Annotated in this window: 19 protein-coding genes; 11 read left to right on the forward strand and 8 right to left on the reverse strand. The window is 54.1% G+C overall.

Annotated features, from left to right (window positions below; genetic code table 11):
- Positions 1-130: 130 nt before the first annotated feature.
- The 5 genes from QE396_RS21250 (at position 131) to manA (ending at position 7,788) form a co-directional block, all read left to right on the forward strand.
- Entirely contained in the window at positions 131-1,402 is a 1,272-nt protein-coding gene (locus QE396_RS21250; protein WP_020883745.1) for a PTS sugar transporter subunit IIC, read from the forward strand.
- Positions 1,403-1,610: 208 nt separating this feature from the next.
- Positions 1,611-2,948: a carbohydrate porin gene (locus QE396_RS21255; protein WP_025203318.1), complete on the forward strand. Its 1,338-nt coding sequence runs from the start codon at positions 1,611-1,613 to the stop codon at positions 2,946-2,948.
- Between the two features lie 11 nt (positions 2,949-2,959).
- Complete coding sequence (locus QE396_RS21260; RefSeq protein ID WP_020883748.1) at positions 2,960-5,155, forward strand: CBM35 domain-containing protein; 2,196 nt, start codon at positions 2,960-2,962, stop codon at positions 5,153-5,155.
- 51 nt (positions 5,156-5,206) lie between these two features.
- The gene (locus QE396_RS21265; protein ID WP_020883749.1) at positions 5,207-6,625 is read left to right on the forward strand and encodes a glycoside hydrolase family 1 protein; all 1,419 of its coding nucleotides are present in this window, start codon (positions 5,207-5,209) and stop codon (positions 6,623-6,625) included.
- Entirely contained in the window at positions 6,622-7,788 is a 1,167-nt protein-coding gene (gene manA / locus QE396_RS21270; protein ID WP_020883750.1) for a mannose-6-phosphate isomerase, class I, read from the forward strand. The genes QE396_RS21265 and manA overlap by 4 nt, the downstream gene beginning before the upstream one ends.
- Before the next feature lie 77 nt (positions 7,789-7,865).
- Here the strand turns inward: manA and QE396_RS21275 are convergent, their stop codons facing one another.
- From QE396_RS21275 to QE396_RS21295, 5 genes are all read right to left on the reverse strand, one after another.
- Positions 7,866-8,936: an ABC transporter ATP-binding protein gene (locus tag QE396_RS21275; RefSeq protein WP_020883751.1), complete on the reverse strand. Its 1,071-nt coding sequence runs from the start codon at positions 8,934-8,936 to the stop codon at positions 7,866-7,868.
- Complete coding sequence (locus tag QE396_RS21280; protein WP_020883752.1) at positions 8,929-10,698, reverse strand: iron ABC transporter permease; 1,770 nt, start codon at positions 10,696-10,698, stop codon at positions 8,929-8,931. The genes QE396_RS21275 and QE396_RS21280 overlap by 8 nt, the downstream gene beginning before the upstream one ends.
- A 78-nt stretch (positions 10,699-10,776) precedes the next feature.
- Positions 10,777-11,865 (reverse strand): ABC transporter substrate-binding protein, encoded by a 1,089-nt coding sequence (locus QE396_RS21285; RefSeq protein ID WP_020883753.1) that lies wholly within the window; start codon positions 11,863-11,865, stop codon positions 10,777-10,779.
- Positions 11,866-12,033: 168 nt separating this feature from the next.
- Complete coding sequence (locus QE396_RS21290) at positions 12,034-12,735, reverse strand: response regulator (RefSeq protein ID WP_020883754.1); 702 nt, start codon at positions 12,733-12,735, stop codon at positions 12,034-12,036.
- 3 nt (positions 12,736-12,738) lie between these two features.
- The gene (locus tag QE396_RS21295) at positions 12,739-14,376 is read right to left on the reverse strand and encodes a sensor histidine kinase (protein ID WP_020883755.1); all 1,638 of its coding nucleotides are present in this window, start codon (positions 14,374-14,376) and stop codon (positions 12,739-12,741) included.
- Between the two features lie 178 nt (positions 14,377-14,554).
- Here QE396_RS21295 and yjdI point away from each other — a divergent pair, with 178 nt between their 5' ends.
- On the forward strand, positions 14,555-14,785 hold the full coding sequence (gene yjdI, locus QE396_RS21300) for a 4Fe-4S mono-cluster protein YjdI (RefSeq protein WP_020883756.1): 231 nt from the start codon (positions 14,555-14,557) through the stop codon (positions 14,783-14,785).
- Positions 14,786-14,795: 10 nt separating this feature from the next.
- Positions 14,796-15,068: a GNAT family N-acetyltransferase gene (locus QE396_RS21305; protein WP_014171484.1), complete on the forward strand. Its 273-nt coding sequence runs from the start codon at positions 14,796-14,798 to the stop codon at positions 15,066-15,068.
- Positions 15,069-15,096: 28 nt separating this feature from the next.
- On the opposite strand, the gene QE396_RS21310 is transcribed toward QE396_RS21305, so the two are convergent.
- Entirely contained in the window at positions 15,097-15,708 is a 612-nt protein-coding gene (locus tag QE396_RS21310) for a LysE family translocator (protein WP_020883757.1), read from the reverse strand.
- Between the two features lie 116 nt (positions 15,709-15,824).
- On the opposite strand from QE396_RS21310, the gene QE396_RS21315 reads away from it, so the two are divergent.
- On the forward strand, positions 15,825-16,298 hold the full coding sequence (locus tag QE396_RS21315) for an Lrp/AsnC family transcriptional regulator (RefSeq protein WP_032670215.1): 474 nt from the start codon (positions 15,825-15,827) through the stop codon (positions 16,296-16,298).
- 32 nt (positions 16,299-16,330) lie between these two features.
- Here the strand turns inward: QE396_RS21315 and QE396_RS21320 are convergent, their stop codons facing one another.
- Positions 16,331-17,560: an amino acid permease gene (locus QE396_RS21320; protein ID WP_020883758.1), complete on the reverse strand. Its 1,230-nt coding sequence runs from the start codon at positions 17,558-17,560 to the stop codon at positions 16,331-16,333.
- 118 nt (positions 17,561-17,678) lie between these two features.
- The gene (locus tag QE396_RS21325; protein ID WP_014171480.1) at positions 17,679-18,140 is read right to left on the reverse strand and encodes a multidrug/biocide efflux PACE transporter; all 462 of its coding nucleotides are present in this window, start codon (positions 18,138-18,140) and stop codon (positions 17,679-17,681) included.
- A gap of 103 nt (positions 18,141-18,243) precedes the next feature.
- Between QE396_RS21325 and QE396_RS21330 the strand changes: the two genes are divergently transcribed.
- The 3 genes from QE396_RS21330 to QE396_RS21340 all read left to right on the forward strand — a co-directional run bounded on the left by QE396_RS21330 (position 18,244) and on the right by QE396_RS21340 (position 21,383).
- Positions 18,244-19,110: a LysR family transcriptional regulator gene (locus QE396_RS21330; protein WP_014171479.1), complete on the forward strand. Its 867-nt coding sequence runs from the start codon at positions 18,244-18,246 to the stop codon at positions 19,108-19,110.
- A gap of 93 nt (positions 19,111-19,203) precedes the next feature.
- Entirely contained in the window at positions 19,204-20,382 is a 1,179-nt protein-coding gene (locus QE396_RS21335) for an acetyl-CoA C-acetyltransferase (RefSeq protein WP_020883759.1), read from the forward strand.
- Positions 20,383-20,699: 317 nt separating this feature from the next.
- Complete coding sequence (locus QE396_RS21340) at positions 20,700-21,383, forward strand: porin (RefSeq protein WP_014171477.1); 684 nt, start codon at positions 20,700-20,702, stop codon at positions 21,381-21,383.
- Positions 21,384-21,439 lie beyond the last annotated feature (56 nt).

Below are 21,439 nucleotides of genomic sequence, written 5' to 3' on the forward strand. Positions count from 1 at the left end.
GAACAAAACGGAAAGCGCTTTCCATTGGTGGATAAGGTAATTGTGACCGCGATCACCTGAGGGAATCTTTCACTTTGTCCGGATGTGCGAGAGATCATCGCGGCTATTCACGAACTATTAAGGTCGAGTTATGAACATTCATTTGATGAATGTTGCTGTGGATTTGATTGAGCAACGTCTCACACCAGCAGCCAATATAATCACCAGAAATCAACATATTACTGCGATGCGGGACGGCTTTTCCCTCGCCATGCCTTTTGTGATTGTGGGAAGCCTGATGGTGCCACTGCTGTTTCCACCGTTCGCCATTTCAAGTGCATCGCGCCTCGGGCACGTCTATCTGCTGCTGCGTCCGATGCTGTTGCCAACCTTTGAGCTGACGCTCGGACTGGTGGCGCTGATTGTCGCGTTCGGTGCCAGCGCCAGTCTGGCCAAGCAGTATCAACTGCCGGAACGGCTGTGTGGACTCACCGGCTGCCTCTCCTTTTTGCTGTTCATTGGCTTTCGGGATAACGGTGCAACGAATATTTTTCTGGGCGGGATGGGGCTTTTTACTGCGCTCATTTCAAGCGCTTACTCTATTGAAATAATAAGGTTTTTCTACAAAAGAGGGTGGTGCATTCGTCTGCCGGAGGAGGTACCGGTGATGACGCGAAATGGTTTCCAGCTGCTGATGCCGCTGCTGGTGATCATGCTCTCCATTAGCGTAATGAATGCCGTGATGCTGCAGACGACCGGACAAATTTTGCCGCAGCTGATTGGCGAGGCGTTACGCCCGCTTATCGTGGCATCTGATACCCTTACGGCGGTGCTTATCTCCTTGTTTCTGTGTAATCTTTTATGGTTCGTCGGTATTCATGGCGCCCTGATCATTACGGGCATCATGAACCCGTTCTGGCTCACCTATCTGTTTGAAAACCAGCGGGCCCTGGCCGCCGGGGAAGCCGTGCTGCCCCATATTTATCTGCAGGGATTCTGGGATTTTTATCTGCTGATTGGCGGTATCGGCTCTACGCTGCCGCTGGTCTTTATGGCGATGCGAAGCCGATCCCGGCAGTTGAAGAGCGTCGGGAAAATTGGCCTTCTGCCGTCGCTGTTCAACATTAACGAGCCGATATTGTTTGGTTTTCCCGTCATCATGAACCCGGTTTTTTTACTGCCCTTTGTGTTTGTACCACTGATAAATGCCTGTATAGCTTGGTATTTAACCCAGCTTGGCGTGCTCGACAGAGCCGTCGCCATGCTGCCCTGGTCTATGCCTTCACCGCTGGGCGCAGCCTGGTCGGCGAACGGCAGCTGGAAAAATATGTGCATGTGCCTGTTCGCCTTTTTCAATGCATGGATGCTCTATCGCCCCTTCTTCAAGGTTCATGAACGCCAGTTGATGCAGCTGGAAAAATAATCCCCGCCTCCCTGCTTCTGCCCGTTCCTGATGGGCAGAAGATTATTTCGTGACATTCTTCACAAAAATTTTCTCTTTGATCTTAAATTTGTGATTCAATCCGGCAAACATGGAAAGCGCTTTCCGTTTGTGGATGTACATTTCCAGATTTGATCCTTACATTTCCCCTGCACGTTTAACCGTGAAAATAAAAATTCAAAGGGAACCTATGCAAACGTTAATGAAATCAATACCTCTGTCCTTGATTGCTCTTACTGTCATCAGCGGTTATGCCAGCGCCGATGAGAAATATGATTTCGCCCTCCACGGCTATTTACGCTCGGGTATTCTTGCCAATAGCGATGGCAACCGGGTCGATTCGGTGGGGCTGATGCCTGACGGGAAATGGCGTCTGGGTAACGAAGAAGATACCAAAATTGAGCTGATCCCGACGGTAACGCTGAAGTCGGATTCAGGCGCAGTCGCACGTATTCAGGCCAACCTGACGCACCAGACCAAATGTACCGCCGACTGGAACTGTACTGACGATGATGGCAAAGAGACCCAGTTCCGCGAAGGGTTTGCTGAATTAACGAATCTCGATTTTGCCCCGGACATGACCTTCTGGGCCGGTAAACGCTACAGCAGCTCCAACCTTTCCAGCCACCAGTTCGACTGGGAGTACATTCAGTACAACGGAACCGGGGGCGGGTTCGATAACCTGGACTTAGGCTTCGCGCGCTTTGATGCGGGTGTGTATGCCTTCTCGACCACCGACGAAGCCAAAGCTTATCCGGTAGATCTGGGGGATCAGGGCTATCCGGACGACTATTCGCTTAACCTGTGGTTTAAAAAGATTGGCGGCACCGGGCTCGACGTCGAACTTATCGGCCACCACATGAACCGCAATGAAAACCATCCTACCTCGGCTGAGAAGGGATACGGCGTGACGGCGCTGTACAACTTTGACAGCTTCTACGGCCTGACTAACGGGTACTCCCGCATCGCTTTCCAGTATGGCAAAGGCCTGGCCGCCGCAGATTCGCTGGGTAAAAACGGCTGGGGCTGGGCAAACCTTGAGGATACGCAATCCTGGCGCGTCGTGCTGGACAGCATGGCCAACCTGGGTGACGTGGAAGTATCGACCTTTGCGTTTTATCAGAAAGACAAAAACTACCGCTGGTGGACCAACGACGATGACGGCTGGGGACGGTCCATGTGGGTAGCGGGTATCCGTCCGTATCATCAGATAACCAAAAACTTCGCCATGCAATATGAGGTGGGCTACGAATATCTGGATGATAAAAACTACATGGGCGTAAACGGTAAAGGGAAAGGTGGCCTGACCAAGGTGACCATTGCGCCGACCCTGACCTTTGATTCAGGTTTCTGGAGCCGTCCGCAGCTGCGCTTCTTTGCCACCTACGCAAAATGGGATAAAGGCGTCTCGGATGCAATGGACAGAAATTACGACTGGAGCACTGGCACCCTGAGTCCGGGGGGATATTCACGTAGCGGCGATACCGATACGCTGAATTTTGGTGTGCAGGCTGAAGTCTGGTTCTGAGGAGAAAAGAGATGGCTTTCCCGATTCGAAAACTGCTTCTCGTCTCCTTACTCTCCGCGCTGGGAAGTGCGGGGGCTCTGGCGGCCGAGCAATCCCATTTTGAACACTTTATTACTCGCGATGGCGCAGCGTTAAAAGATGGCGATCGCGTCTTTCGCTTCGCCGGGATCCACGCCCCGGAGCTGCATCGTATAGAAGATGACGCGCGCGGAACCTGTAAGGCGGATCCGCGCGGCTGGGGGCAATACTTTAGATGGCCGACTGTTGAAGAGCAGGAGAACTGGATCAAAGCGCTGGTGCAAACCGGTGCTAAAGCACAGCGCGTATATGTGCTTTCCGTGCAGCAGGAAAATGATGCTGCCTGCGGACGTGAGACACATATTCTGGCACCGGCAACGCCGGACGGCATGCCGCGGCTGAATGAAACGGCCATGAAAGTGTATGACAACATGATTGCCGAGGCGGATAAGCAGGGGCTGCGCCTGATTCTGCCGTTTATTGACCACTGGTGGTGGTGGGGAGGACGCGAACAGCTGGCCGCGTTTTATCATGAAAAGCCGGAAGATTTTTATCGAACCGACAGTAAAACCTACCGTGCTTATCAGGATGTGATCCGTCAGGTGATTACCCGTACCAACACCATTACGGGACGCCATTACTACGATGAAAAGGCGATCATGGCCTGGGAAACGGGTAATGAGCTGGAAAACACCAATGCTGATTTCCTGCAGAAAACGTCGGCCTGGATCCGCAAGTGGGCGCCCCATCAGCTTGTCGTCGATGGTACCTATAAAAAGGTGAATGATTTCGCGCTCAACGATCCGAACGTCGACATCATCAGTAACCACTATTACACCAACGCCGAGAACAACCACCCCGAGCAGGTTCGTAAAGATCTGGAGGCGATTGGCGGCAAAAAGGTCTATCTGGTTGGCGAATTTGGTCTGCTCGATCAAAAAGACCTTAACACTATCATGCAGGCCATTGTGCATACCGAGGTCAATGGCGCGCAGGCGGCGGGGGGCTTTATCTGGGGCTTCCGTGGTCATCGTCATGATGGCGGTTTTTATTGGCACAAAGAGTTTACCGGGCACTACAGCTACCACCTGCCTGGCTTCCCGGTCGAGGGTAAAGCAAACCAGGAGATGGAGGTCGTCAATCTGGTGCGAACCGCCTCGGCGCAAATGGCGGGGCTGAGCCAGGCGCCGGCTCTGCCGGTCCCGGAAGCGCCTAAGCTGCGCGAGAGTAACTCACCGTTTGCCATTAACTGGATGGGATCCCCCGTCGGGCGTTATTACGATGTGGAGAGAGCGACTCAGCCACACGGCCCGTGGACCCGCGTTGGTCAGGATATCTCTGACGGCAAAAATGAGTGGGATCCGGCAAAAATGGATCTCTTCCGTGATGACTATCGCAGCCTGACGCTGGGCCAGACTTACTACTACCGGGTGATCGCAAAGAACGAAAGCGGTCAGTCTGCGCCTTCAAACGTGATTCGCCTTGAGCATACGCAGAAAAACCTGCCACCGGTCATCACTCTGCAGGATGCGCTCTCTACCACCGTGGATAAAGGCGTTCAGCTCACCGCGGCCTGGCAGGATGACAATCTGCCGGAGCCGAAGGTCAGCGTGGCATGGCATCACGAAGGCAAGGATAACGTCCACTTTTGTGACAGCACCAAAGCGGAAACCCGTGCCTGGTTCTCGGCTCCCGGTGACTATGCGTTGACCTTTACCGCTGACGATGGACTGCTGAAAAGCAGCAAGACGGTAAACGTTAGCGTGAAGGCCGCGGCGGGAGCCGTGCCGGCGGACTACTGTCATTTTGGCGGCGGAACGCTGGACGTCAGCAAGGGGAAACTGAACATCACCAAAAGCGATAAAGATACGTTAGCGATTGGTGAAGACGGTTTCCTTGGTCCTTTTGCCAATGACGGAGACAGCGTGACCTGGCAGGTTAACGCCCCCTGGGACGGTAAGTTTGCCCTGCACGTGAAATTTAACGGCAAATGGGGGAGTAAGAAAAACTCGTTCATTGTGAACGGCGGAACGCCGGTGAGCATTGAATTCCCGCAAACGGATGAGAAAGGCCAGACGATGATCGTACCGGTCATGCTCAGGGCAGGGGACAACACCATTAGCTTTGGCAAGTTCTCTGGCGACTGGGGATATATGTTCATCAAATCAATTGAAGTCACTGCAGAGTAGTTATTTGGCTGCCCTGTTCGGGGCAGCCCTTTTTTTCATTCAGGAGGCGTTATGAACCGGTATCAATTCCCGGAAGGTTTTTTTTGGGGCGCAGCGGCATCAGGTCCGCAGACGGAAGGCATAGCCAATAAGCCGCACCGTTCTGTCTGGGACAGCTGGTTTGCCGAACAACCGGAGCGTTTTTTTCAGCAGATTGGTCCGCAGCACGTTTGTGAAACCTACAGTAAATATAAAGAAGACGTAGCCCTGATGAAGCAAACGGGGTTTAACTCGTTTCGAACCTCTATTCAGTGGTCGCGTCTGATCGATGATTTCAAAACCGGACAGCCAAACCGCGACGCCGTCCGCTTCTATAACGATTACTTCGATGAAATGATTGCCAACGGCATCGAGCCCATCATCAATCTTTACCATTTTGATATGCCCGAGGCGCTGCAAAAAGCATATGGCGGTTTTGAGTCATCCTACGTAACCGAGCTTTTTGCCCGCTTCGCCCGCACCGCGTTCGAGCTGTTTGGCCATAAGGTGAAATACTGGATAACCTTTAATGAGCCGATCGTGCCGGTGGAAGGCGGTTATTTATATGACTTCCATTATCCGTGTAAAAAAGATGGCAAACTGGCGGCTCAGGTCGCCTTTAATATTATGCTGGCGCACGCCAGGGCGGTGAATGTCTACCGTGAAATGGGCTTGCCGGGTGAGATTGGTGTCGTGCTCAACCTCACGCCTTCTTATACCCGCAGCGACAGCGAGGCCGATAAAAAAGCGGCCTGGTATGCCGACCTGCTGTTTAACCGTAGCTTCCTCGACCCGCTGGTTAAACATGAATTCCCCAAAGAACTGTGCGAAATCTTAACTGCAAACGGCTGCTTACCAGAGGTTTCACGGCAGGATGTGGAGACGATCCTGCAGTCGAGAATTGATTTTCTGGGGGTGAATTATTATGTGCCGAGAAGGGTGAAAGCGCGGGAAAGCGTTTACGCGCTCGATTACTTCACGCCGGAAGTCTATTTCGAAAATTACGTCGATCCTCAGGGACGGTTTAACCCTTATCGCGACAATAACGAGATCCACCCGGAAGCTATCTATGACATTGCCTGCAATATTCGCGATAACTACGGCAACATCAAATGGTATCTGGCGGAAATTGGCATCGCGATGGATCTGCAGTCCGAAGGGCCGGTGCAGGCCGATGGCGTGATAGATGACACCTTCCGTATCGCTCTGATGGAGGAACATCTGGCTCAGCTGCATCGTGGTATCGCTGACGGCGCCAACTGTTTTGGTGTTCATCAGTGGACCTTCATTGATAACTGGTCCTGGATCAACAGCTTCAAGCGGCGATATGGCTTCTGGCGTCTGGATTTAGCTACCGGGGAGCGACAAATCAAACGTAACGCATTGTGGTTTGCGCAGCTGGCGGCTGAAAATGGCTTCACCCCTGGCGAATGTGAAAAGGATACGCAATGAGTCAGCCTTTTTACCGGATGCGTAACGGCATCAAAAATTACGCCTGGGGCAGTCGCGTAGCGCTTAATCATCTTTTTGGCCTGCTCAACCCTGACGATCAACCCCAGGCCGAGGTCTGGATGGGAAGCCACCCCGCAGGCTGCTCGGAGATTGAAACCGATACAGGGTTACGCTCTTTACAGGACCTTATTTCACAGAGGCCGGCAGAGATGTTGGGCGCGTGCGAGGGAGAAACTGCGGGGCAGTTGCCTTACCTGCTGAAGTTGCTGTCAGCGGAGCGCGCACTGTCGCTGCAGGTACATCCCAATAAGCGCCAGGCAGAAGACGGGTTCGCCCGTCAGTGCAACCTGCCCGGAGAGGATTACACCGATGCGAACCATAAGCCCGAGCTGGTTTTTGCCCTGACGCCTTTTATGGCCATGAACGGCTTCCGGCCGTATCAGGAGATTGCTAATCACTTTTTGCGCCTGGATGCCCCGGCCCTGACGTCCGCACTGTCGCTGTTTCGCAACAACCTGCATGCTGAAGGGCTTAAGGCCTTTTTTACGCGTCTGATGGCGCTTGAACCGGCGGAAAAAGAGGGCGTGCTGACGTGTCTGGAAGCGCGACTTGCATGCGGGGTGTTTGCTCCGGTAGCGCCCTTTATCGAACGGCTACTGCGAGACTACCCGGGGGACATCGGGGCTCTGGCCCCGCTGTATCTGCACTGCATTACGCTTGCGCCGGGTGAGGCGATGTTCCTGCGCGCCGGTACACTACATGCCTATGTGAACGGTACGGCGGTAGAAGTCATGGCCAGTTCTGACAACGTGCTGCGTGCGGGCTTAACCCCCAAGAACATCAATGTGGCAGAATTGGTGCGCTATACGGTGTTTGACGAAACCCCAGCCGACCGCCTCAGGATGCATCCGCAGCGGGAAGAGGGGATGCAGCAATACCCGATCCCGGTAACGGATTTTCGCTTTAGCGTCATTGAACATTGCGAGCAGCAAAGCATCCGGACAGACCGTGCGCAAATTCTGCTGGTGCTGAAGGGGAGTGCCACGCTCAGCCACGCCGAGGGTGCCACCATGACGCTGAACGCCGGTCAGTCCGCGTTCATCCCGGCGGTCACAACCTTATGGACGTTGACTCAGCGCGGGCAGTCTTGCCTGGTAAGCTGATGACGTAAGGCTTTCACTGCCGTGTGCAGGCAGTATGTCGGGTATAAAAAAGGCTGCTTATCGCAGCCTTTTTACATTTAGTTTTTCGGGAAGATCCACACGTGCTTTTCAGGCAGCGAAAGGTGGCAGTGCAGCGGGTCCCGGGCCTCGTGACCATAGGCGCGAATGACAAAATCATCCCCCGGCGTGCGGAACAGGTATTCCCAGCGGTCACCGAGATACATGCTGGTCAGTAACGGGAGCGCCAGCTGGTTTTCACCCGGCCCCTCGACCACCGCCACGCGCTCGACGCGGATCACCGCGGTGGCGTCTTCACCGCTTCGTACCCCTTCACCGGCCTGACCCCACAGCACCCAGCCTTTGCCTTCGATACGCGCTTTACCGTCACGTACTTCCGTTACTTTGCCGTGCAGGCGATTATTGCTGCCCATAAACTCAGCGGTAAACAGCGTTTTCGGCGAGCCGTACATCTCCTGCGGTGTGCCCTGTTGCTCGATTTTACCGTTGTTAAGCAGCAGGATACGGTCGGAAATCGACATCGCCTCATTCTGGTCGTGCGTTACCATCAGCGCGGATAAGCCCAGCTTGATAATCAGCTCACGCAGGAATACGCGAGCCTCTTCGCGCAGCTTGGCGTCGAGGTTAGAGAGCGGTTCATCCAGTAAAATGACCGGCGGGTTGTAGACCAGCGCCCGGCCAATTGCCACGCGCTGCTGTTGTCCACCGGAGAGCTGGTGCGGGTGGCGTTTGCCCAGATGGCCCAGGCCGAGCTGGTCCAGCACGTCCTGTACGCGCTGCTGGATCTCTTTGGCCGGAACCTTGCGCAGCTTGAGCGGATAGGCCACGTTTTCAAAAACGGTTTTGTGCGGCCACAGCGCATACGACTGAAACACCAGGCCCAGGTTACGCTCTTCCGCCGGGATCTCACTGCGCGGCGTGCCGTCATAGACTTTGTTTTTGCCAATGATAATCGAGCCCTGAGTCGGTTTTTCCAGGCCCGCCACCGCACGCAGCAGGGTGGTTTTCCCGCTGCCGGATGGCCCCAGCAGGGAAACCACTTCGCCGCGGTTGAGGTTCATGGAGACCCCTTTTAAAACAGGATTGTCACCGTAGGTCAGGTGCAGATCGTTAACCGCTAATTCAATCATGTATTTTGACTCCGAAACGAAGGGCAATGCCCAGACCTACCACCACCAGCAGGATGTTAATAAAAGAGAGCGCCGCCACAATATCAATGGCTCCCGCAGCCCAGAGGGATACCAGCATCGAGCCGATGGTTTCCGTGCCGGGTGAAAGCAGGTACACACCCGTTGAATATTCGCGTTCAAAAATCAGGAACATCAGCAGCCACGAACCGATAAGGCCGTAGCGGGAGAGCGGGATCGTGACATGGCGGGTGATCTGGCCACGTGTAGCCCCCGTACTGCGGGCAGCCTCTTCAAGCTCCGGCGCGACCTGCAGCAGGGTGGACGAGATGAGTCTCAGCCCGTACGCCATCCAGACCACCGTATAGGCCAGCCAGACGCTGAAAATGGTGCTGCGCAGTGAACGTAGCCAGACAATCAGGTTTTCGCGCATCCAGTCGCTCCAGGCGAACCCGGAAAGCCAGCCCGATTTCAGCGAGTTATCCAGCCACATTGGCAGGAACAGGAACACCCAGAGAAAAGCCAGACCCGCGAGCAGGCCAGGCACGGCGCGCGGCACCAGGACGCTGTAATCCAGAAAACGCGTGGTATTGTCCGGTTTGCGGTGCATGGCGATACCGACAAACAGGTAGCACGCCACGGCCAGCGCGCCGCCAATGACCCCAATGGACATGGAGTTGACGATGGCGCGCAGCAGGTTCGGCTGCGCCCATATCGTGCGAAAAGTACTCAGGGAAAGCTCGTCCCACAGCGAAACGCCCACGCCCCAGTTTGAGATAAACGCGCGCAACACCACGCCGAGCAGGGGAACGCCGATCGTGACGGTAAGCCAGAAGGCGACCACCGCGCCCGCCACCCAGCGCCATTTACCCAGAGGTAAGGCCCGGGCCTGGGACGCTTTGCCTTTCATGGTCACGAAACGGTTGGCGGTGCGCATCAGGCGACGCTGCAGCATGACCAGCGGAATGGTGATACAGATAAGCACCACCGCAACCGCCGCCATCAGGTGGTAGGAAGGGGTACCAAGCTTGTTGGTCAACTGGTACAGGTAGGTTGCCAGCACCATGTTGCCTTCCGGATCGCCGAGGACCAGCATCAGACCAAACACTTCAAGACCGAGGAAGAACAGCAGAACGATGGCGTACAAAATGGACGGGCGCACCATCGGCAGGCTGACCGAGGTCATCACCTGTAACGGCGACGCGCCCGCGGTACGTGCGGCCTCTTCCACATCGGAACCGACGCTTCGCAGCGCGGACGAAATATAGAGATAGGCATGCGGAACATGCGTCAGGCCAGCAATGACCACGATGCTCGACATGTCGTAGATATTCCACGGTACGAAACCAATCAGCGCCTGCGCCCAGAGGGATAAAAAACCCACCGGACCGGCGGCCACCACGTAGCCGAATCCCAGCACCATTGGCGACACGAAAACCGGCACGAGGATCAGCGGTTCAATCAGGCGGCGGCCGGGCAGGTCGGTACGCACCATCAGAAAGGCCAGCACGCCCCCTAACGGAATGGCGATGATGACCAGCCCGAAAGCGAGAATAAAACCGCTTTTCAGCGCCTTATAGAAATCAGGGTCGGTGAAGATAAAACCAAATGATTCAAGGCTCCACTCTTTTGCCGGTGAAAAGAACGGGGCGGACAAGAAGCTCTGTATCACGATAAACGACAGTGGCGTGTAGATAACCAGGGCGGTTATCAACACGACAATACCGCGCGGCAGGCTTTGCCACTTTCTGCGTAATGTATTCATGGGGTATCCCTGGTGTTGCAGCCCAGCAAAACGAACTCAGGTAACAGGAGCGCGACGACCCGCGTCGCGCTCAGACGCTTATTTGGCGGCGGCGGTACGCCACTGTTTGATGTACTCCAGGCGTTTTTTCGGCTGCAGATACTCCAGCAGGCTTTCATCAACCGGGATAGGTTTCAGCGCATTGCCGAGCACTTTCGTCAGGCCATCGATATCATTTTTGCCGTCGATATCGTTACGAATGGACGGGATATCCGCCTGGCTTGCCAGAATACTTTGTCCTTTTTCAGACAGGACGTAGTCCAGCCACAGTTTCGCGGCATTGCTGTTTTGCGCCTGCTGGCTGATGAACGACACGCGTGATAACACCAGGGTGTAATCTTTTGGATAGGCGATCCCCAGCGACGGATCGTTCTTCGCACGCGCTTCCGCGTAGGATCCGAGGATATTAAAACCGATCAGGTTTTCCCCTGATGACACCCTCTCCATCATGGTGCCGGTTGAAGACTGAACGGCTAAACCCCCTTTGGCGATATCGGCCAGGGTTTTGAAGTAGTTAGGATCGGCCTTGTGATCCTGCACCGAGAGCATAAAGCCCAGACCCGATTTTTCGATGTCGTAGGTGGTGACTTTGCTCTTGAATTTATCCGTCTGGCTGGCAATAAGCTTAGCCAGCGCCGCATGGGAATCAGGCACGTCGCCCGCCGGGATCAGCCGTTTGTTGTAGATAAACACGACGGGTTCATAGGTGGTGCCGTAGGCTTTATCTTTCCAGACCGCCCATTTCGGCAGCTGGCTTTGCTCCGGTGATTTGTACTCCATGGCGTAGTCGGTAGCGAGCTTCAGCCCGGTGTCCATGGAGGAGCTCCAGACCACATCGCCGCTTCCGCCACCCGAGGCCTGTTCGCTGATAAAACGGTTGTACAGCTCGGTGCTGTTCATGTCGTTATATTCAACTTTGATGCCCGGATAGGTTTTTTCGAAGCCCTCAATCAGCGGCCCGGCAGCTTTGGTGTCGGTGGTGGAGTAGATCACCACTTTGCCCTCTTTGGTCGCGGCATCGACCATTTTTTGATAGTCAGCAGGGTAGCCCTGCGGCAAAGCAGACAGTGCGGAAGCAGAACACAGTACGGTAGCGGTAATCAGAGAAATTCGGAAAATGTTCGACATTATAGTTAACCTTTTAGTTACATTTGAGGAACTAATTGTCAACATAGCGCATAGCTCCGCGCCGACAATAGGGGGGCGCGGGTTGCGGTTCCGAAGTGTGATTGTCGGCGTCGTTTCAGCAATTAACACCATAAAATCCGCGACGCTTAGCAAACGAACGGTTGCGGATTACGTTTTCTCTGCCGCTTTGCGGTAAAGCCTTCTGGGATGACCGATATTGCCATACAGCATTTCGATGCTGATTAACCCACTTTCCACGCAGTATTCCAGATAACGGCGGCCCGTGGTTTTGCTGATCCCGACGTATTCCACCACCTCTTCCACCGACATTGTTTTTTCGGGGTGTTCCGCAAATAAACGCTTAATACGGTCCAGGGTGTGGGGCTCAATACCCTTTGTGGACGGGGTCTGCGAGGTGTCCGCGGCGGGGAGGTTAAACAGGCGATCCAGCGCATGCTGGTCGACAACCTTCACCTGCTGCACGGTGTGGATGAAACGCATAAAACGCTCCAGCGAGGCGTGCAGACGCTGGAAAAAAACGGGCTTAATCAGGTAGTCAAACGCGCCGTTGCGCATGGCATGGCTACAGGTCTGCATATCGCTGGCTGCGGTGATAAAGATCACCGAGCATTCATAGCTTTTCAGGAGCGGGTTATCGATTAACGCCACGCCTTTACCGTCCGGGAGATAATTGTCCAGCAGTATCAGCCTCGGCTGATGCTGGCGTATCAGGTTACACGCCTGCTCAATCGACGCGGCAATGCCCACCACGCGCAAATGGAAATTTTGCTCGATATACTCGCGATGCAGTTCCGCCAGGTGCGGCTCATCCTCAACAATCACAACATCAAGTGCTCGGGTCGTGGTCATGCGTTAGCCCTGTCGAACGGGGAGTGGATTGGGAATAAACACAGAGAATATCGTGCCTTGAGGAGCGTTATCCGTTATCTCAATGCTGCCGCCCGCCTTGTTGATATAGCCTGCCACCAGAAACAGGCCAATACCGTGCTCTGTGCCAACAATGTCGTTCTCGCTTTCCGGCTTGCTGCTGAATCCCTGGCGGAAAAGATGCGGTTTCATCGCCTCATCCACCCCGCAACCCCGATCGGCCACCTCTATCAGCAACTCCTGGTTGCGATCGGAAATGTAAAGCTCTACAGGTGCGGGAACCGGGGCTTTCAGGGTGGCGTCAACGGCGTTATCCAGCAGGTTGCCAATCACCGACACCAGCTCCGTTTCCGTGATGCTGGCAGGCATGCGGGTGAGCTGGCAGGCGGGATCAAATTGCAGTTCAACGCCCTTTTCCCGGGCGCTGACATATTTCCCTAGCAGCAATCCGCACAGGGCCGGCGAGACAAAATGGGCTGAGACGAAGTCCAGCACGCGCTGCGCCCCTTCTGACTGTGCCTGGATGTAACGGATCGCCTCGTCATAGTGTTTCATCTGCAGCAACCCCACCAGCGTGGCGGTCCAGTTCAGTTGTTCATGACGCATAATGCGCAGGTTATCCGCATAGCGTTTAATCTGGCTTAGCTGGCTGCTGAGAGTGTTGATATCATTCTTGTCGCGAAAGCTGTAAACCCAACCGCTTTCAACACCAGGTTCAACCTCAATCGCCACGCGGTTCACAATCACCTCGCGCTGGTTAAGCACCGCAATCTGGTCGTGACTGCCGCGGCTAACCGAGGCGTAGCGCTGAGATAAAAAACCGGGGGACGTTTGCAGAACGTCTTCCAGCGGTTTGCCGATAAGCGCTTTCTCACTTTGATGAATATCCAGCATCTCTCTGGCGGCACGGTTAATTAAAATCAGCTGCTTTTCTTCATTGACGGCAAATACCCCTTCATACATTGCTTCCAGCAGCGCGCGTTGCTGTAAGACCAGTTGTGCAATATCTTTTGGCTCAAGGCGGAACATTTGCTTTTTAAGATTGCGGGTAAACAACCAGGAAAAAATAAACAGTAACAGCAACAGACCCATACCGTATAACCCGGACTGCCAGAGAATACGCGCATTGATATTCGCAATGTACGACGTCAAATAACCGACCGAGACAATCCCAATCACCTGATGCTGCGCATTAAAGATGGGCGCTTTGCTGCGCAGTGAAACCCCAATCCCACCCTTACGCACCGAAATAATTGTTTTGCCTTGTAATACCTCCGCATTATCCCCGCCGATCATCGGTAAATTGATGCGCTCCGGTGATTCTGAATGATAGAGATGCTGTTCCCGGGTATCGCCAATGACAATATAACTGGCATCACTTTCGGCCCGTATAGGCTGAATTAAACGGGCGATGGCGGGGATATTTCTGGACGCGACGTTTTCCGCCAGACCCGGCATCAACGCGATTTCGCTGGCCTGAACCCGGGCGCGCTGGCCGAGATCGTGATGCAATTGCCGGTCAATAAAATGAAACAGGATGGTTCCCAGCAGAACTAACAGCAGGCAGGAGAAGCACACCAGCGCTAAAAAAAGTTTTACCTGAAAAGAGAGTCTGCGTTTCATACGACCTGATGCGGGGAGTCTGATTAGAGCGGTCTGCGCAGACTGACATGAGGAAATGGGGGATGCAATCTGGCGAAAACAGAGTTGTGACCTGGCTTTTCGTTTTGGGGGTTATAGCTATCAGGATCGCGTAAGGCTATGCTTCATTCAGCACCCGAATAATTACAGAGGCAATGTCGTGGATAAAGCGCTACTGGATGCAGGCTACCGGGCCTATACCGGAGAGAAAATTGACGTTTACTTCAACACCGCGATCTGCAAACACTCAGGAAATTGCGTGCGCGGGAGCGCTAAGCTCTTCAACCTGAAACGTAAACCGTGGATTATACCGGATGAAGTGGACGTCGAAACGGTTGTACATGTGATTGATACCTGCCCGAGCGGTGCGCTGAAGTATCGCCAAAAATAAGCGAGGAACCATGGATATTCTGGAAGGCCATAACAAGTTTTACGTCAACGATGCTGACGGTAACCAGGTTGCAGAGATTGTCTTCGTACCGACCGGTGAACATCTGAGCATTATCGAGCACACCGATGTGGATCCGAGCCTGAAAGGGCAAGGTGTGGGTAAACAGCTGGTGGCAAAAGTGGTCGCGAAGATGCGCGGTGAAAATCGAAAAATTATCCCGCTATGCCCGTTTGCCAAACATGAGTTTGATAATACGCGGGAATATGACGATATTCGGGCGTAGAAACACACCGGCGATGGCCGGTGTTTTTTTATCTGATCTGTTCAAACAGCAGCACCACCGCAATCACTACCATCATTCCTCCTGATGCTCTGCTCACCAGACGCGCGGCCTGCGGGCGGGTGGCCAGGATGGCTTTTGAACCGTATCCCACCAGCAGATAGACCAGCGTACAGGTGATGAGGTGTAGCAAGCCCAGCGCGGACATCTGCATCGCAACCGACCAGCTTCCCGTCGGGTCAGTAAATTGTGGAAGCAGGGCCAGGAACAGCAAAAAAACTTTCGGGTTAAGGCCGCTGATACATAATCCCTTCACCGCCCACTGTTTCCAGTTTGCCGCCGAGGTTGTGGCGCTTTCCGGTGCGCCAGGAGCGCGTAACAGTGAGATACCAAGCCACAGCAAGTAAAGTGCGCCCGCTATTGTCAGCCCGGATAATGCCAGCGGATGTTGCGCCATCATGACGCCCACGCCCGCGACCACAATCAGTGTCGCCAGCAGATGCCCGGACATGAGGCCCATCACTGCGGGTACCACGCGCCGCCCGTGGATGCCGGCGCTAATGGCGTAAGCCCAGTCGGCGCCCGGTGTCATGATGAGCAGGAAAGACACCACCCAAAACCCGGCCACAATACTCATTTCCATCGTCTGTAAAACTCCAGAATTTCACCCGTCAACAGAGAGAAAGCATATCGGTATCCGGACGAAATGAGTTTTCAATGTTATGCTCAAAAGACGGTGAAATTGACAAAATCTTCCACATGGACAGCATCGATCGAAAAATTCTTGCGCAGTTGCAGGCTGATGGCCGTTTATCTCTTACGGAGCTGGCTGAACGGGTGAACCTGAGCCTCTCGCCGTGTCACCGGCGCGTGCGGGCACTGGAGCAGAGCGGGGCCATTACGGGATACCGGGCCAGTCTCGATCCCGCCAAAATGGGGTTTAACTTTCTGGCGATCGTGTTTGCGACGCTAAAAGAGGGCGACAGAAAGGCGGTGAGCGCATTTGAGGAGGCGGTGGAAGAAATCCCGCAAATTGTGCTGGCGCAGCGTTTATTTGGCGATCCTGATTATCTGATGCACGTCGTGACCCGCGACCTGCCGGCTTTTCAGAAACTCTATGATGAGAAGCTCTCTGCGATGCCCGGCGTTCAGCATCTTCGCTCAACGCTGGTCATGAAAACGGTCGTGCAGGACAGGCCGTTTCCGCTCGACATCTCAGGGCGTGACGAATAACGCGCCCGGCAGAACGCCGGGCGCAGGGGAGTTTAGCCTACAAACATCACTGACACGCACAGTACGCCAACGATCAGCGTCAGCAGGTTGCCGACAGATCGGTACGGTTTCAGGGACGGGATCAGGTACGTCGACAGCGTCGGCATGATAAACAGGATCATGGCGATAAGCGGACCGCTGATGGCATAAATCATCGAAATGGCATTCGGATTAATGCAGCACACCGCAAAGGTGATTAACGATACCCCCATGATGGAGATCGCGCGGTTAAAGGCGCGGCTCTTTTTCACGCCCACCTGGTTCAGCGATGACTTCACAATCTCCGTCGCCCCTTCGATCACCCCAAAATAGGTGCCGAGGAACGATTTCGACATGGCGATAATCGCCACAATAATCCCGGAAATCCCCAGCCATGCCGGAGAAGAGGGCATCATCGACAGCGCCGACAGAATGGTTACCCCTTCCTCTTTTGCCGAAACGATATAGGACGGTGGAATAGAGAGCAGGCAGCTGAACACGAAGAACAGCACGCTCAGGCAGATAATCAGGTACGCCACCTTCATGATTTTCTTGCACTTGTCCATGGCGGCGTCGCCAAACTTCTCACGGCGGTCAACGGCAAACGTCGAGATAATCGGCGTATGGCTGAAAGCGAATACCATCACCGGGATCGAAATCCAGACCTGATGCAGCGTATGGCGGTCAAATGCCATCTGGCTTGTGAGCAGCGCGGGTTGCCAGCTTCCGGTCAGATAGAGCGAGACAAACAGGAAGTAGGCGATCAGCGGAAACACCAGGAAGCCCATCACTTTTATGGTGATATGCCGTCCCATCAGGAAGATCAGATTTAACACCAGCACCACGCCAAAACTGACCAGCACGCGAACGGCGGTATCCACCGTCATGTGTTTTGCCAGCTGCTCAGTTAACGAGTTGGTGATGGCCACTGCATAAATCTGCACCACCACGAAGAAGGCGATGAAATAGAGCGTGGTGATCAGGTTGCCTATCTTCCTGCCGTAATAATGGGAAACGGCGCCGGTGATCCCTTCATTGCCTTTTGTTTTCGACGACAGGATGAATTGTGCCAGCGCGCGGTGCGGCCAGTAGGTTAATGGGTAGGCCACAAGGGCAGTGATAAACAGGACGATAGCGCCTGCGGAGCCCAGCTGAATGGGCAAGAACAGCGTTCCTGCGCCCACGGCCGTGCCATAGAGAGCGAAACTCCAGAGAGTCTCATCTTTTGACCAAATTTTCGACATTAGAGCAACGTATCAACTATCAAACCAACAGAATGGAGCGCAATTTACCATAATTATGGGTTGAGAGCGCAGTTGCTTCGACGGAGTTTGGCCGGAGCGGGCGTCCGGCCAGAGGGAATTAGCCTGCGAGGGCGCGTCGCTGCTGGCGACGTTTAAGGAATTTCTCGCGCAGCGTATCGTAAGCCCAGTTATAGAACATGGTGTACGGCAGGAAGAACAGGAAGAAACCAATTTCCAGTGTGAATGCCTGCAGCAGCGTGACGCCCAGCACCGCGGCGACTATCGACACGCCGATCACAATAAACCCGCACTCGAATCCCAGCGCATGCAGTGCGCGGATTTTTGCCGTGCGTGTGATGCGGTGAACCGGCCAGAAACGGTCGAAGCCGACGTTATAGATAATGTTCCAGAGCATGGCCGTGGTTGCCAGGATAATGGTCAACCCACCCATCTCCACCACGGAACGTTGCATAAGCCACGCCGCCGTCGGGGCGAGGATCGCCGTGGCAATCCCTTCGAAACAGACGGCATGAAAGATCCGCTCCGGCAGTTTACGTTGGAGTGCATCCTGATGTTGCATAGTTTTAGACCTCGTGAATACGCATTTTGGCGTTGATGCGGCCTATTGTTATCGCTAAAGGTGATATATTAAAGATGGTATCCATCGATAAAGTAGATAGTGCATGCGTTATTCACCTGAAGCCCTTACCGCATTCGTTGAGACCGTCGCGGCGGGCTCTTTTTCTGCCGCCGCGCGTCGGTTACGTAAAAGCCAGTCGACCGTGAGCACATCGATCGCCAATCTTGAAGCCGATCTGGGCTTCGATCTGTTTGACCGTTCGGCCCGTCAGCCGGTGTTAACCGCCCAGGGCGAACAGGTGCTGGGTTATGTGCAGGCGATCCTCGCGGCCAGCACGCGGCTTGACGAGCTGGCGGTGTCGTTAACGGCACAAACGGAGGCGCGCCTGACGTTTGTTCTTTCCGATACCCTCAACCCGGACGTGCTGGAAGACCTGATGAACCAGTTCGACCAGCGCTTTCCCCATACCGAATTTGAATGCCTGATTGGCGAGGAAGAGGACGTTATCGATCTGCTGCAGAAGTCGCGTGCGCAGGTTGGTCTCACGGAAGCGCGTGACAGTTATCCGACCGATATTGGTTTTACCCGGTTGCCGATACAGACCCGGATGGCAATCTATGTCGCGACCAACCATCCTCTGGCCGGGCAGCAAGAAATCCAGGCCGATGAGCTGCACGGCTGGCGGGAATTGCGGCTCAGCACCTATCTGGAGCGGGAGGCAACGCTCGCACGCGGACCCGTCTGGTCGGCACCCAACTACCTGTTACTGCTGAGTATGGCCGTGCAGGGATTTGGCTGGTGCGTGCTGCCGTGCGCGCTGGTGGATGAATTTGCCGCCGCGAAATCGCTGGTGCAGCTGAATGTCCCCGGCTGGCCACGGGCGATCGGTATCGATCTGCTCTGGAATAAACGATCCCCGCCCGGCGTTGCCGGAAGCTGGCTGCGGCAGTATCTGCAGGATGCGCGCTAATCCTTGTGATTAAACTCACTATTTTTAAACAATTAAGATAATTGCTAATAACAATCCACTACTATCGTCATGTCATTTAACACAGAGGTTGTGATGAAAGATGTCGTTATAGTGGGTGCGTTGCGTACGGCTATCGGCTGTTTTCAGGGGGCGCTTGCACGCCACTCGGCTGTTGATTTGGGCAGCGTAGTGGTGAAAGCGCTGGTGGAACGCAGCGGGATTGCAGCACATGAAATTGATGAGGTGATCCTGGGACAGGTGCTGACCGCCGGTGCCGGGCAAAACCCTGCCCGTCAGGCGGCGCTCAAGGGTGGCCTGCCCAATACCGTCTCCGCTATCACCATCAACGACGTCTGTGGCTCAGGGTTAAAAGCGCTGCATCTGGCGACGCAGGCCATTCAGTGTGGTGAAGCGGATGTCGTGATTGCCGGCGGACAAGAAAATATGAGCCGGGCACCACACGTGCTGACCGACAGCCGTACCGGCGCGCAGCTGGGCAACAGCCAGTTGCTCGACAGTCTGGTGCATGACGGTCTGTGGGATGCGTTCAATGACTATCATATGGGCGTGACGGCGGAAAATCTGGCACGTGAGTATGGTATCAGCCGTGAGTTGCAGGACGCTTACGCGTTAAGCTCGCAGCAAAAAGCGCGCGCGGCGATTGATGCCGGACGCTTTCGGGATGAAATCGTCCCGGTCAGCACGCAGCGTCAGAACGGTGAGGTTGCCGTGGTGGATACCGATGAGCAGCCGCGCACCGACGCCAGCGCTGAAGGGCTGGCGAGGCTCAATCCTGCGTTTGAAACTCAGGGCTCAGTGACGGCGGGAAACGCCTCCTCCATTAATGATGGCGCTGCGGCCGTGATGATGATGAGTGAAAGCAAAGCCCTCGAGCTGGATCTGCCCGTTCTGGCCCGCATTAAGGCATTTGCCAGCGTGGGTGTTGATCCTGCGTTAATGGGTATCGCCCCGGTTTATGCTACCCGTCGCTGCCTGGAACGCGCAGGGTGGCAACTCTCTGATGTGGATCTGATTGAAGTCAACGAGGCCTTTGCCGCACAGGCAATCTCGGTTGGCAAAATGCTGGAATGGGATCCCCTGCGGGTAAACGTGAACGGTGGGGCAATCGCACTGGGTCATCCTATCGGCGCGTCCGGTTGTCGAATTCTGGTATCGCTGGTGCATGAGATGAAAAAGCGCAATGCCCGCAAAGGCATTGCGACGCTCTGTATCGGTGGTGGACAAGGTGTCGCCCTCGCCATTGAACGCTAAAATCCCGCCCGCATAAAAGAGCCTCCCTTCAGGAGGTTTTTTTTTACATAACGTATGACGAATTAACCGTTATTAGCACACTCTCACTCTGTTATTGAATAATTACGGCCTTAATTATTATCGTTGTTAACATCTTAGTGTGATCCCCCTCCGGTAATTTCACGTTAATACACCCTGTTTGTTGATGGGTGTCACGTCCATCTTTGCCAAAAAAAATGAAACAAATAATTACGATCTTTGTCACTAAAATAATGTTCTTTAAAAAATAAACTGCAGTTTCATAAATAAGAAACATTATTTCAGTTGAGGGTTTTTTCATGTTTAAGAAATCTCTGGTCCTTACTTCCCTTATCGGTACGTCCTTCATGGCTCAGGCCGTTACCGTCGATCTGCGCCATGAATATATCGACAGTGGTGCCAATGCTGACCGTGTCTCGGTCTCACATCGCTTTGCTAACGGGGTCGGTTTTTCTGTAGAAGCTAAATGGAAATCCGGTGGTGATAAAGCCGACCAGCCGTTTGCGGATGTGGTGGGTAACGGGCATGAAGATCAAATTAGCTGGCGCTGGAAAGCGACTGAGAATATTGCACTGACGCCGGCGTTTACCCTTGAAAGTAACGACAGCCGCACAATATATAAACCGAATCTGCATCTGCAATATAGTTTCGACAATGGCTTCTACGTTGCCGCGCGTTATCGTTATGAATATACCCGCTACCCGTCAAGCTCGAATAAAGATGACGACAAAGTTAACCGTGGTGATGCCTGGGTTGGCTGGGTAATGGGTGACTGGCGTACCGAACTCAATTATGTTTATGCGAAGAGTTCTGAAGGTATGGTTCGTAATAATAACAAAGATTATTCCAACGAATATAACGCCAAGCTGGCGTATAAATGGGATAAAAACTGGGCACCGTATGTTGAAGTGGGTAACATCGGCGTGAAAGACACCGATGAACGCCAGACCCGCCTTCGTTTAGGCGTGGCCTATTCTTTCTGATATCACGTTATTCCGCTGAACATTGCCGGGTAGCGCCAGTGCCTACCCGGCTTTCC

Source organism: Enterobacter sp. SORGH_AS_0287, from assembly GCF_031453695.1.
Taxonomy (GTDB): domain Bacteria; phylum Pseudomonadota; class Gammaproteobacteria; order Enterobacterales; family Enterobacteriaceae; genus Enterobacter; species Enterobacter ludwigii.

Coding starts and splice junctions, on each gene's coding strand:
- QE396_RS21305 (WP_014171484.1), top strand. CDS start 14,796: ATGGATATTCTGGAAGGCCATAACAAGTTTTACGTCAACGATGCTGAC.
- QE396_RS21320 (WP_020883758.1), bottom strand. CDS start 17,560: ATGTCGAAAATTTGGTCAAAAGATGAGACTCTCTGGAGTTTCGCTCTC.
- QE396_RS21275 (WP_020883751.1), bottom strand. CDS start 8,936: ATGATTGAATTAGCGGTTAACGATCTGCACCTGACCTACGGTGACAAT.
- QE396_RS21310 (WP_020883757.1), bottom strand. CDS start 15,708: ATGGAAATGAGTATTGTGGCCGGGTTTTGGGTGGTGTCTTTCCTGCTC.
- QE396_RS21315 (WP_032670215.1), top strand. CDS start 15,825: ATGGACAGCATCGATCGAAAAATTCTTGCGCAGTTGCAGGCTGATGGC.
- QE396_RS21265 (WP_020883749.1), top strand. CDS start 5,207: ATGAACCGGTATCAATTCCCGGAAGGTTTTTTTTGGGGCGCAGCGGCA.
- QE396_RS21340 (WP_014171477.1), top strand. CDS start 20,700: ATGTTTAAGAAATCTCTGGTCCTTACTTCCCTTATCGGTACGTCCTTC.
- QE396_RS21295 (WP_020883755.1), bottom strand. CDS start 14,376: ATGAAACGCAGACTCTCTTTTCAGGTAAAACTTTTTTTAGCGCTGGTG.
- QE396_RS21250 (WP_020883745.1), top strand. CDS start 131: ATGAACATTCATTTGATGAATGTTGCTGTGGATTTGATTGAGCAACGT.
- QE396_RS21260 (WP_020883748.1), top strand. CDS start 2,960: ATGGCTTTCCCGATTCGAAAACTGCTTCTCGTCTCCTTACTCTCCGCG.
- QE396_RS21330 (WP_014171479.1), top strand. CDS start 18,244: ATGCGTTATTCACCTGAAGCCCTTACCGCATTCGTTGAGACCGTCGCG.
- QE396_RS21255 (WP_025203318.1), top strand. CDS start 1,611: ATGCAAACGTTAATGAAATCAATACCTCTGTCCTTGATTGCTCTTACT.
- QE396_RS21325 (WP_014171480.1), bottom strand. CDS start 18,140: ATGCAACATCAGGATGCACTCCAACGTAAACTGCCGGAGCGGATCTTT.
- manA (WP_020883750.1), top strand. CDS start 6,622: ATGAGTCAGCCTTTTTACCGGATGCGTAACGGCATCAAAAATTACGCC.
- QE396_RS21335 (WP_020883759.1), top strand. CDS start 19,204: ATGAAAGATGTCGTTATAGTGGGTGCGTTGCGTACGGCTATCGGCTGT.
- QE396_RS21285 (WP_020883753.1), bottom strand. CDS start 11,865: ATGTCGAACATTTTCCGAATTTCTCTGATTACCGCTACCGTACTGTGT.
- QE396_RS21280 (WP_020883752.1), bottom strand. CDS start 10,698: ATGAATACATTACGCAGAAAGTGGCAAAGCCTGCCGCGCGGTATTGTC.
- QE396_RS21290 (WP_020883754.1), bottom strand. CDS start 12,735: ATGACCACGACCCGAGCACTTGATGTTGTGATTGTTGAGGATGAGCCG.